Source organism: Fischerella sp., assembly GCF_013388695.1.
GTDB lineage: Bacteria > Cyanobacteriota > Cyanobacteriia > Cyanobacteriales > Nostocaceae > PCC9605.
Map to the genome: position 1 here is coordinate 22,241 of NZ_JACAEU010000163.1, position 12,595 is coordinate 34,835.

General features: G+C 43.2%; 7 protein-coding genes and 1 pseudogene. All 8 read left to right on the forward strand.

Annotation, left to right across the window (positions count from 1 at the left end):
* The first annotated feature begins 116 nt into the window (after nt 1–116).
* The 8 genes and pseudogenes from HXY43_RS22615 (at nt 117) to HXY43_RS26985 (ending at nt 12,594) form a co-directional block, all read left to right on the forward strand.
* Entirely contained in the window at nt 117–2,828 is a 2,712-nt protein-coding gene (locus tag HXY43_RS22615; protein WP_290888105.1) for a GAF domain-containing protein, read from the forward strand.
* Between the two features lie 209 nt (nt 2,829–3,037).
* Nucleotides 3,038–6,478: a hybrid sensor histidine kinase/response regulator gene (locus tag HXY43_RS22620; RefSeq protein ID WP_290888107.1), complete on the forward strand. Its 3,441-nt coding sequence runs from the start codon at nt 3,038–3,040 to the stop codon at nt 6,476–6,478.
* A gap of 133 nt (nt 6,479–6,611) precedes the next feature.
* Nucleotides 6,612–7,676 (forward strand): DUF6765 family protein, encoded by a 1,065-nt coding sequence (locus HXY43_RS22625; protein ID WP_290888110.1) that lies wholly within the window; start codon nt 6,612–6,614, stop codon nt 7,674–7,676.
* A gap of 600 nt (nt 7,677–8,276) precedes the next feature.
* On the forward strand, nt 8,277–9,521 hold the full coding sequence (locus HXY43_RS22630) for a sulfite exporter TauE/SafE family protein (RefSeq protein WP_290888216.1): 1,245 nt from the start codon (nt 8,277–8,279) through the stop codon (nt 9,519–9,521).
* A 162-nt stretch (nt 9,522–9,683) separates the two neighbouring features.
* Complete coding sequence (locus HXY43_RS22635) at nt 9,684–10,646, forward strand: ABC transporter permease (RefSeq protein WP_290888113.1); 963 nt, start codon at nt 9,684–9,686, stop codon at nt 10,644–10,646.
* 17 nt (nt 10,647–10,663) lie between these two features.
* Nucleotides 10,664–11,605 carry an ABC transporter permease gene (locus HXY43_RS22640; RefSeq protein WP_026731872.1) on the forward strand — a complete coding sequence of 314 codons (942 nt, stop codon included), beginning with the start codon at nt 10,664–10,666 and terminating at the stop codon, nt 11,603–11,605.
* Nucleotides 11,606–11,770: 165 nt separating this feature from the next.
* A pseudogene (locus HXY43_RS22645) lies at nt 11,771–12,365 on the forward strand (dienelactone hydrolase family protein).
* Nucleotides 12,366–12,453: 88 nt separating this feature from the next.
* Entirely contained in the window at nt 12,454–12,594 is a 141-nt protein-coding gene (locus HXY43_RS26985) for an SDR family oxidoreductase (protein WP_367161499.1), read from the forward strand.
* Nucleotide 12,595 lies beyond the last annotated feature (1 nt).

Consider the following 12,595-nt stretch of genomic DNA (forward strand, 5'->3'; position numbering starts at 1 on the left):
TTCTTACACTTTGTTGTGTGATGAAATTACGTGGATGTCTCACTTCATATATAGAATGGAGTGTTTTTTAGTTGCTTTGTTTGTTTTTTATTTAATTTTTGATAGGGGTGTTCACCATGACGATTACATATGACAATCATCAAGAAAATGGTTATGGTTTTAACCAACCGGAAAGTTTAGATAGAGAAAATATTGCTCAAGAATTTAAAAATTGGCGACAGCAGTGGCAGGCGATCGCTAATCAGATGCAGCAAGCCACAGATACAGATACACTGTTTCAAGTCACGACAAAAGCAGTACGCGAAAAAATAGCAGGCGATCGCGTCTTGATTTACCGTTGGCATAATCTAGATACAGGTGTGGTATTAGCAGAAGCGAAAACTCTGGGTTGGACACCCGCTTTTGGTGAAAACTTGCCTGCCATTTTATTTGGTGTCAATACAAATCCAGACTATTTGGAACCTGTAGCGATCGCAGATATCAATCAGTTAGAACCAACACCTTATCAACGCCAGTTGTGGGAACAATTTCAAATTAAAGCCAGTGTCTCGTTACCTATTGTTGTAGAAGGTGAATTTTGGGGATTGTTAGCGGTTCATCAGTGTGGCACTACCCGTCAGTGGCAAGAAGCAGAAATAACTTTACTGGCACAAATTGCCACTGAATTGACATATGCTTTGCAGAGATTTCAGTTTCAAAAAGAACAACAACAGCAAGCACTAGCGAAAAAAGCTGTTGGCAAGGTGGTTGATAAAATTCTTCGCATTTCCAATGTAGATAAGTTTTTCCAAACCACCACACAAGAAGTGCGTAACTTACTGCGTTGCGATCGCGTCGCCCTCTATCGCTTCAACTCTGACTGGAGTGGTGAATTTATTGCTGAGTCAGTAGGTAATGGCTGGGTGCGTTTAGTCGGGCCTGATATCAAAACAGTGTGGGCAGACACCCACCTGCAAGATACCCAAGGAGGACGCTATGCCCGTAGTGAAAGCTTTGCAGTTGATGATATCTACAAAGCAGGGTTATCCCAGTGTCATATAGAAATTCTAGAACAATTTGAAGCTAAAGCTTACATCATTGCGCCTGTATTTTCTGGAGAGAAATTATGGGGCTTGTTGGCAGCTTATCAAAACTCTAATTCTCGAAAATGGCAAGAGTGGGAAATCAGCTTTTTAACTCAGATTGGTATGGGCTTTGGTGTCGCCATCATCCAAACTGAGTACTTGGAAAAGTTGCAAGAAAAATCAGACCAGTTAGCACAAATTGCTGAGCAAGAAAAAGCTTATAGTAAGATTACCAACCGCCTGCGCCAATCTGCGGATTTAGACACGATTTTCAAAACCACGACTCAAGATATCCGCCAACTATTGCATTGCGATCGCGTTGCGGTTTATCGCTTCCGTGACGACTGGAGTGGGGAATTTATTGCGGAATCTGTCGCTAGTGCTTGGGGGCGCTTGGTAAGTACAGATAGCAAGCATTGGCAAGATACTTTCTTACAAGAAACCAAAGGGGGACGGCTAGCCAAAGGTGAAAGCCTGGCGATTGATGACATCCATCAGCAAGGATTGTCACCCTGTTACATAGAATTGTTGGAAGAATTTGAAGCCAAGGCTTATATTGTTTCACCTGTCTTTTTTGGGGAGAAATTATGGGGTATCCTCGCTGCTTATCAAAATTCCCAATCTCGCCATTGGCAAGAATGGGAAATCAACTTACTTGCCCGAGTTGGCGATCAGTTAGGACTTGCCTTGCAACAAGTTGAGTATCTGCAACAAGTTCAAGCACAGTCAGCCCAACTTGCGGAAGTCGCTGCCAGAGAAAAGGCAGCAAAAGAATTATTCCAACAGCGTTGCATTCAGACACTGGCAATCCTCAAACCAGCCCTGAAAGGAGACTTGACTGTCCGCGCCCCGATCGCAGAAGACGAGTTGGGCACTATTACTGATGCTTACAATAATACCTTACAGGCACTGCGACAAATTGTCATTCAGGTACAAAAAGCTGCCCAACAAGTCGCCCAAACCTCTCAAAATAGCGATCTGTCCCTGATTGGCGTCACCAACTTAGCACAGCAGCAGTCACAAGAAATCTCCGCTGCCTTGGGTGAAATTCAACAGATGGCAGACTCAACACAAGCAGTCGTTACAAGTGCCGAGTTAGTTCACGTCGCTGTAGAAAAGGCAAACCAAACCTTGGAAGATGGCGATCGCGCCATGAACCAGACAGTAGAAGCCATTCAAGCAATTCGAGAAACCGTTGCCCAAACAGGGAAGAAGATTAAGCGTCTGAGTGATTCTTCCCAGAATATCTCGAAAGTAGTGAACTTGATTAGTAACTTTGCCACCCAAACAAACGTCTTAGCTTTGAATGCAGCCATTGAAGCAACTCGCGCTGGCGAATACGGTAAAGGCTTTGCGGTGGTTGCGGATGAAGTTCGTTCCCTGTCGAGACAGTCTGCCGCAGCCACGATTGAAATTGAAAAACTGGTGCAGGAGATTCAAGCAGAAACAGGGGAAGTAGCAATGGCAATGGAAACGGGTATTCAACAGGTGTTGGAAGGAACAAATCTAGTCAGTGAAACCCGACGCAACCTGAACGCGATCGTGGCAGCTACAGCACAGATTAGTCAACTGCTTGAGCAAATTACCGCAGCTACCCAAACCCAAATGACACGTTCTGTTTCTGTTACTACCTCCATGCAACAAGTCGCGGAAATTTCCCACAATACCGTTGCCCAAGCACAAGCCCTCGCTGAAGTTTTTCAACAGCTTTTAGCAACGGCAAAAGAGTTACTGACAACAGCAAGTCAATTTAAAGTTAACTAAGTATGTTGGTTGGTGGGTAGGGGCGAAGCATTTGTATGGATATCTTTCCATCAAAACGAAATATCTTCGTACAAATGCTACCTTGCGGGAAGCCGCTATCGCGTCTACGCCCGTACAGTAGTTAGTGGTTGTTAACTATGCCCAATGCCCAATGCCCGATGCCCACTCCCCCACTCTCCCCATCTTTTCAATGAAGGTGATTGAATATTATGATCGCAGACTCTTCAATCCGCGAACAAGGTTATATATATTTCCTAGCGGAAGCACCAGAATTACTGCAACAAATTGAACAGGAACTGTTTAGCCTATCGACAGATTTTAGTACTGCCAAAGTCCATACTTTGATGCGGGCAACCCATACCATCAAAGGTGGGGCAGCAAATATAGGGTTAGAGGTGATTAACAAGGTAGCGCATTACCTAGAAGATATCGTCAAGTGTCTGTATAACCCCGATGTCATTGTAGACGCCCAATTACAAACGCTGCTTGTGGAGGCTTATGAGTGTCTGCGTTTACCTCTAACAGCAGAATTAACAGGAACAAGTATCGATGAGGAGGAGATTCTCCAACGGGCAGCGACTGTGTTCGCTAAGTTGCAGGAAAAACTAGGAGATGCATTTGAGGATAACACCCATATACCCACATCTGCTGAATTGGGGTTTGATATTGTCCAGTCGATTTTTGGAACTGGTGTAACACAAAGACTGGAAACGATTGCAGCAGCATTGCAATCAACTACAGATGTGATGGAAATGGCTGGGTTATTGTATTCTCAAGCGGAAGTATTTGTTGGCTTAGGTGAATCATTAAATTTACCCGGATTCAGTCAGATTGCCGAAACTACAATCAAGGCACTGGAGACGAATACACAAGAAGTCTTCAAAATAGGAGAGTTAGCTTTAGCTGATTTACAACAAGCGCGAGATGCTGTGCTAGGAGGCGATCGCTTTCAAGGTGGCACACCTTCTGCCGCTTTGCAAAAATTTACCACATCAATAATAGATATAGATATAGATGTCGATGCCAAGACATTACAACCAATATTTAGCACAACTTTAAACGCAGAACTTCAAGAGTTATATAAATTTTTAACGCAAAATTTTCAAGTTAAAGGCCAGTGTTTAAAATCTAAAACTGCCAAACTATATCTTCAAATTGTCCACTATCTTTTAGGCTGGTTTAAGCATAAATTACATATTCCTACCTCAGATCTGAATTTATCGTTACTTGTTCCCCAATTACCAAATCTTAGTACCCATGATTCTTTAAAAGATTGGCTACAGCAATTTTGGCAGTTTATCTCTGAACCAGAAGATAGCCACAGCCTTATCCTTTATCGGCAAGGTGTGGTTTTAACAATTCTTTTGGCAGTGGCACGCTTTCAAGCACACAAAGGTGCAACGAATACTGCAATATTAGAAGAATTGACACGCCAAATTCAAGCTGTAGCGCAAGAATATAAACAATATCCGCCTGTTACTTCCCAGGAAAAGCAATGGTTCAAAAGTCAGAAATTAAAGCTGTTAGTTAAAGATTCACAAGAAATAATCTCTACTAAGCCACCTTTAATTACTGATAATTTTAGAGAAAAAAGTTGGAAAGAACAAGAACCTTCTACGAATCTGAACGCAGAACAATTCTCAACCAAAATATCAGAAACACCAGAAATTGTTGATACTCAGACTTTAGTAACAGCAGAGTCTACGGTTGCACTCAACAACAATTCTACACCAAAATCGCCTTCTGTATCTTCAGCAAGCCCACGCCAGAAAACATTTGTACGTGTCGATGTAGAAGAACTAAAACGCCTTGATTATTTAGTTGGAGAATTACTGGTTTATGAACAAAGACGTAGTTTGCAAAATGAACAACTCAAAGATACCCTAACAGTTTTGTCGCAGCAATTGCACAGACATCTAGGGACGTTGCATCTCCATCAAGACGTATCAAAATTTGATTTTCGGGAAAGGCGTGTAGAGTCAGATGCTGCTGTCGAAGAAACGCTGCAATTACAAGAGACGGCGGATTCTTTAAATGCAATGCTACAACAATCCCAGCAAATGCACGAGAAGCAGCAGCGCTTGGTGCTAAATATTATTGATCGGCTAGTAAATGCACGTATGTTACCTCTGGAGCAGATTGTACATCGCTTCCCCCAAATGTTACAGCATCTGAGCCAGGTATATAGCAAGCATGTGGAGTTGAAGTTGACTGGGACAGAGGTACTGGTAGATAAAGCGATCGCCGAAAAATTGTACGATCCTCTGGTGCAACTGTTGCGAAATGCCTTCGATCACGGCATTGAACAACCAGAAGTACGCCGCCAACAAGGTAAACCAGAACAAGGTGCAATTGAAGTCTGTGCTTACCATCGAGGTAGTCAAACGGTGATTGAAGTCCGAGATGATGGACAGGGATTGAATCTAGAAAAGATTCACGCCAAAGCTATACAACTGGGATTGTTAAACGCAGACAATACTCATCCCACACCAGATCGACTCCTCGAATTCCTGTTTGCACCGGGATTTTCCACTACTGATAAAGTCAGTGAAATTTCGGGACGGGGAATGGGTTTAGACATTGTGCGATCGCAATTACAAGCCCTCAACGGTACGGTGACAGTGCAATCTTTACCCGAACAGGGAACAACTTTTATCCTGACAATTCCTTTTTCTATGACAACTGAAAAACTGATGCTTGTCCAAGCGGGGGGTGTAACTTACGCGCTACTGTTGGACAGTATTGAAAAAATCCTGATTCCAACTCCTGAACAAATCAAAGTATTTGATGGCAAGCATGTTCTTTACTTGCAGATAGGTAAAGATGAGTGCATGGTCAATTTACAGCAGATGGCAGACTTAATGCCTTATACTGGCTGCAATTATCATCACACCCCAAACACGCACTCACCTGTATTGTTATTGCGTTGTCAACAAGGGATTGTGGCTTTAGTTGTCGATCAAATTATTGGTGAACAAGAATTAGTGATTCGACCTTTGGGAGGGGCGATCGCACCACCAAAGTATATCTATGGCTGTACAAATTTGGCAAATGGCAAGCTGATTTTAGTCATCGATGGTACTTTATTGACACAAGCACAGCAAATGCAAGCACAATTAGAGTACATGAGGCTACCAGCAGCAAATGTTGGGCAGCAAAAAAACTATTTACAGCCCTCAGCAGTGACTGAGAAGTCTGTGCCATTGTTAACTCCAGCTATAACACCTTCGTCTGTATTGCCAACTCACGCTGCTACAAAAGTGGTAATGGTTGTAGATGATTCCCTCAGTTTTCGCCAAACTCTCTCCCTGATTTTGCAAAAATTTGGCTATCAAGTCTTGCAGGCACAAAATGGACTAGAAGCACTAAAACAATTACAGCAACATCCTGAAATTCAATTGGTGATTTCTGACTTAGAAATGCCATCCATGAATGGATTGGAATTCCTTAGCCGTCTCCACCAGTATCCTCATTTTGCCCACAAGCCTGTTGTAATTCTTACATCTCGGAGCGTGCAAACCTATCGTCAGATGGCACAACATCTAGGAGCAGCTGCATATCTTACCAAACCTTATGTAGAACAGGAACTTGTTTCTACAGTGGAACGTTGTCTTGGTACGAATGAGTTACCGAAACTGATTCATTCGTAAAGAAATACTTAATTCTATTCACAAGCAAGGTTAGTGGTTAGTGGATAGTGGTTAGTGGGAATAGAGAATAGGGAATGGTAAACCAACTACCGACCACCAACTACTAACTACTAACTACTAACTACTAACAATTATGCAAATCGACTTTCATCATGGTGTCACCTACATAGCAGCACGATTGGCTGGATTTGATCGTGAAGCTGCTAGTATCATTGCTTACTGCGCTCAGTACGTGGATGACGCCACGAATGCTGGAGTTATCCGCTTTGATAACGGCGCACTATTTAGCCGCATCAGTTCCGCCCACAAAATGCTCGACTATCGCAACTTTCAGGAACTGGCAAATCACCGCGTTTGGATTCCCTTTCATTTTCTGCCAGGAAACGGCGGACTAAAAGCAGGGCAAGACCCGTCGAGAAACTTTATTGACAAGCTCATTTGTCGCCCTAATAGCTACATAGCTAAGGATATGGTCAAAGAGTGCATCCTCCGCCGTGATACCTCCTACGGACTGCATCGCCTTGGCATCACAATGCATGTATATGTTGACACTTGGGCGCATCAGGGCTTTGCCGGTGTCAACCATCAAGTTAATGAAGCTAAAAAGTTGGTGGATGAATACGGCAAACCCGATCGCAGTCTTATGGATCGTCTAAAAAATTACTTTGTTAGCGAAGCTTTACCTCTAGGACACGGAGCAGTTCTCGGCCACCCCGATAAGCCGTTTTTACGTTGGGGTTATACCAATGGCAGGGGTGAGAAAATTGCCAGAAACAATCCTAAAGATTTTCTGGAGGCGGCTGATTATATGTGTAAAGCGATGCAGCGGTATCTAGCAGGCGATCCAGACGCATCTGTGCCGGGACTGCCGCAATCGGATAAGGCTACAATTGCTTACATGCTAGAAAATATTACTGATAATAGTGGTAGTGTGAGACACAAAAAATGGTTGCAAGCGATCGCTGAGGGTAAGTTTAGTTTTGGCAAAGCATATGTCACCTATATCCCCAAAGGCAAAAATTCTTGGAAATATTTAGCCCTTGGTACAGAAGATGATGTAGACCGGGAAAACGAAGTATTTTCTTATCACTCCACCTTTTTAGCCAGTGATTGGAAACTATTTCACGACGCTTTGCAGGCACATCACTTTTACATCATCCACGAACTTTTACCTAGATATGGAATTTGTGTCGCTTAATTTGAAATTTGGCCCAGCCAGTGATTTTGGCTTATACCACATTAACCTAGACACAGACCCAGAATTAAAGCGCATACCAACTACAGCAGCGGCGACATACTGAGAGATTATTGCGAAACGAAGTGTTTTATTTATTACCTTTTTGTCTTAGTGTCTTAGTGGTTTAAAAAACATTTTTTCACCACCAAGACACAAAGACACCAAGCAAAATCATTATTTTTATGGCTCACACAAGGCTAGTCTTACCTTGAGGATGAACAGTTGGAGCATCTAAACCAGATCAATTTGCTAACAAATAAGTTGTAGCATTAATTACAACTTGTGCGGCTCCGGTAAAAAAGGAGCGTTCAATAAATGCAACCAATACTGCCAGCAGCAACCAAATCCATTTTTTCATGGGATACATCCATGCCTTCTTGACCTAGAATAGCACTTTCACCAAATTCGACAGTTCGTCTTTTGACAGAGGTCAAAACTTAGCTTAAAGTTCCCTATGAAATAGTTATCGAATTACCAAGAGCAACCCACAACGAGGGTCAGGAGCAATAAACTTTGATGAGAGAGAAAAGCAAACATCACCTTGAATAAAGCTAAGTGAAAATGTTGGATTTGTGGTTGCTCGTGACTTTGGGATTCCTGGGAAGTTTTGGACATTGCTTAGGGATGTGCGGTCCCTTGGCAGTGGCCTTTTCTCTGTCTCATCAACAGGAAAATGATCATTGGCGACAGCAATTCAAGTTTCACACTCTGCTTAACTTGGGGAGGATGCTGAGCTATACTCTAGTCGGTGCGGGAATTGGAGCGCTGGGTTCGGTATTGCTTGCTAGTGGTCAAATGGCAGGTATTGGTAGCCAATTACGCCAGTGGATAGCAATAATTACTGGTATTATGTTGATTTGGTTTGGGCTAGGACAAATCAAACCCGATTTGCTGCCCCGGATACCAGTATTACACCCCCTATTGCAGGGGAGTTTGCATAACCGCTTGAGTGCGGGAATGGTCAAGGTTTCTCTTCAAAACAAATGGTGGACGCCAGCAGTTTTGGGCATGACTTGGGGTTTAATGCCCTGTGGTTTTTTGTATGTAGCTCAAATTAAAGCTGCGGAAACTGGTAATTTGTGGATGGGTGCATTAACAATGTTGGTTTTTGGCTTGGGAACCCTCCCCACAATGCTAGGTGTAGGTGTGTCTGCATCTGTACTGAGTAAAGATAGGCGCAGTCAATTGTTTCGTTTAGGTGGCTGGGTAACTCTCACCATTGGTGTGCTAACACTGTTGCGGACTGGCGATACAATGGCAGATTACACCGGACATGCCGCACTGATATTACTCATGTTGGCGCTCATTGCTCGTCCGATGAGCGGCTTGTGGGGAGCACCTCTACGTTATCGTCGTGCTTTGGGAGTAGGCGCTTTTGTGCTTGCCATTGTCCACACCACCCATATGATGGAACACTCACTGCAATGGAATTTTGCTGCCTTCTTTTTCTTGCCTCCAGATTTTCAGTGGGGTATGGTTGCGGGTACTGTGGCACTGGTTTTAATGACTCCTGCTGCTATGACGAGTTTTGATTCATTACAAAAGTCTTTAGGCAAGCGCTGGCGGCAAATTCATCTGTTGAGTTTACCAGCTTTGTTATTGAGTGCCATTCATACTATGATGATTGGCTCTCATTATCTTGGTTCTTTACAATCAACTTGGGGAAATAAGTTAGCAACAGTGCTACTAGGAATTATCTCTCTTAGTGTTTTGCTAGTAAGAACTCACTTTTTTTGGTCAATACCATCTCTAGAAAAATTTTACGTCCCTCCTAGTAAGTCAAACCAAATCAAAAGTAAAAACTGACAGCTATTTTCAGATGAATAGATTATAGTGAGTGAAACAGCCTGGAGGCAAAGTCTCCAAACCCTCGTTATTAGGTTTAACCTGGTAACGAGAATTAGAGCCTCTGGCTCTCCCAATCGAATTCAGATTAAGAGAGAATGTTAGAAAACGAGTAGCTATGGCATGACCAAATATTTAATCAATCGTTTACTAACTTCTATCCCGACACTCATTGCCATCAGTATTGTTGTCTTCGCAATTTTGGCATTAGCACCAGGCGATCCGATGGGTGAATTTGCGCTTAATCCCTCCATTACAGCAGAAGTTCGGGAGAATTTGAAAAGATCGCTGGGTTTAGATCAACCGATGCATATCCGTTACATCAAATGGGTTACGTCTTTTATCAGTGGAGATATGGGTTATTCCTTCACCAGCCGTAGCTCAGTCAGTGAGTTGATTCTCCAACGCCTACCGACAACTTTATGGATAGTTGGTTCTGCTTATGTTATCAGTGCGCTGCTAGCTGTTCCTTTGGGGGTAATTTCCGCTCTTAAACGCCATTCAGTTGTAGATATGATAGTGACAACTATCGTATTTTTAGGATTTTCTTTACCAACATTTTTTACTGGGTTGCTATTTATTATTGTCTTTAGCGTGCAATTAAAATGGCTACCTTTTATCTATAACAGTACTTTGCAGGTGACAGATTGGCAGAGTTTTGTAGCCCAAATTAAACAATCGATTATGCCTGTGTGTGTGCTGACACTTTGGCAAACAGCATTGTTAATGCGTTTTGTCCGTTCCGAAGTTTTAGAAAAACTTCATCAAGATTACGTGCGTACTGCTTATGCTAAGGGATTATCTACCTTTGCAGTCATCAAGCGTCACGTTTTGCGGAATGCTTTAATTCCTGTAGTTACGTTAGTGGCGTTAGATATTCCCAATATTTTTGCAGGGGCTTTGGTGACAGAACAGGTTTTTCGTGTTCCTGGTATTGGTGCTTTATTAATTGAATCTATTTATCGCAACGACACACCAGTCGTGATGGCAATTACTTTTATTTATGCAATTTTGATTGTTATTTTTAATTTATTTGCAGATATTCTTTACGGTTGGTTAGATCCTCGTGTTCAATACACGAAGTAGTGAGAAACTAATAATTTATGTTAGAGCGATCGCCAAATCAGAACACAGTAGATTCCGAGTTTTCCGGTTCTGATTTTATCCTTGAACAAAGAACCCTCAGTCTAGATATATGGCGCAAGTTTCGGCGCAACCGTCAGGCTTTGTTTGGTACTGTGGTGCTGCTGGTGATAGTTTTAAGTGTGATTTTGGGGCCATTTATATACACGACTCCTTTCAACCAAGTTGACTTCGCTAAATCTAGTCTCCCCCCCAGTTGGGAACATCCCTTTGGTACAAATGATTTGGGTCAGGATATATTAGCGAGGTTGTTATATGGTGGACGGATATCAATCGCCGTGGGAATTTTTTCCATGTTGGTTGCTATCTTTATAGGGACATTCATTGGTGCGATCTCCGGTTTTTATGGCGGTTTTTTGGATACGCTGTTGATGCGGTTGACAGATTTGTGCTTGGCTTTACCGCGATTACCGTTGTTACTGTTGGTAATATTTCTATTCCGTGATGCCATTAAAGCGATCGCAGGGCCAGAGTTGGGTATATTTGCACTGGTAGTCTTGATTATTGGTGGACTCAATTGGATGTCTGTAGCTAGACTAGTCAGAGCCGATTTTTTGACTGTACGTGAAATGGAATTTGTCACGGCTGCGCGGGCACTTGGTGCTAATCCTAGGCGACTAATTTGGATTCACATTTTGCCAAATGTCATTAGTCCCGTGCTGGTTGCAGCTACTCTTTCAGTTGGCAATGCAATTATCACGGAATCAACCCTCAGTTTTTTTGGTCTTGGTTTTCCGCCAGATGTACCAACCTGGGGACGAATGCTTTATGAAGCACAAAATTTTCTGGAATTTGCTCCTTATATGGTGCTGTTTCCAGGGACGGCAATATTTCTGACGGTACTGAGTATTAATTTTATTGGAGACGGTTTGAGAGATGCCTTAGATCCCAGGCTGTCTTGACAATAGAGATCGGAAGAGATCGGAAAGCGGGGAAGAGATTTTCATCCCCTCGTTGTAGGCTATTTACCTGTGGGGTCTAGCTTGAAAAAGGTATTTTCTGAGTACATACTGTTAATAAAAAAGTTTTACGATTGCTATCCGGGCGATCGCACGAATTCAAAGATGATAAAAGAAATAACACGCCGCAAATTTATTGCCACTGCCACCCTTGCAACGGGTTTTGTCTTGGCTGTGCAACCCATTTCTGCCAAAGTCATCACCACCGATACTAAAGGATTAGTGGCGGGTGCGGTGAAAATTCCCGTCAAAGATGGTGAAATTCCTGCCTACAGAGCAATGCCCGCCACTGGCGGTAATTTTCCAATTGTCCTAGTAATCCAGGAAATATTTGGCGTACACGAACACATTCAGGATATCTGCCGTCGCTTTGCAAAGTTGGGATACGTGGCGATCGCTCCAGAATTGTTCGTGCGTCAGGGCGATGTCTCGAAATTAAGCAGTATTGAAGAAATTCGTCATTGCCTCCGGGCTGAAAGTTCCTGTTCTCGGACTCTATGGCGGCAAGGATACAGGCATTCCCCTTGATACAGTGGAACAAATGCGCGATCGCCTCAAGTCCAGTAGCAGCAAATCCGAAATCATCGTCTATCCCAATGCACCCCATGCCTTTTTTGCTGATTATCGCCCCTCCTACCGCGAAAAAGAAGCCAAAGAAGGCTGGCAACGCCTCCAGGCATGGTTTAAGCAGCATGGCGTTTAAGTGCGCGAAACTTTTGCACCAAGACTCTGCGAGCCTCTGCGTTTACCTCCGCGCCCCTCTGCGTTGAAATCGGGAAATCACCGCTTGGCTGCAAAAGCGAACCTCCCTTGGTCGTTGGGGAGAACCCAAAGAAATCGCTGGTGCTGTCATTTTCTTTGCTTCAACTGCTGCATCCTACGTCACTGGTCAGGTTTTGGCGGTTGATGGTGGATATCTAACTCATTTCTAAT

Bases quoted from the DNA above. Each gene is read 5' to 3' on its own strand.
- HXY43_RS22615 (WP_290888105.1), top strand. From the start codon at position 117: ATGACGATTACATATGACAATCATCAAGAAAATGGTTATGGTTTTAAC.
- HXY43_RS22620 (WP_290888107.1), top strand. From the start codon at position 3,038: ATGATCGCAGACTCTTCAATCCGCGAACAAGGTTATATATATTTCCTA.
- HXY43_RS22625 (WP_290888110.1), top strand. From the start codon at position 6,612: ATGCAAATCGACTTTCATCATGGTGTCACCTACATAGCAGCACGATTG.
- HXY43_RS22630 (WP_290888216.1), top strand. From the start codon at position 8,277: ATGTTGGATTTGTGGTTGCTCGTGACTTTGGGATTCCTGGGAAGTTTT.
- HXY43_RS22635 (WP_290888113.1), top strand. From the start codon at position 9,684: ATGACCAAATATTTAATCAATCGTTTACTAACTTCTATCCCGACACTC.
- HXY43_RS22640 (WP_026731872.1), top strand. From the start codon at position 10,664: ATGTTAGAGCGATCGCCAAATCAGAACACAGTAGATTCCGAGTTTTCC.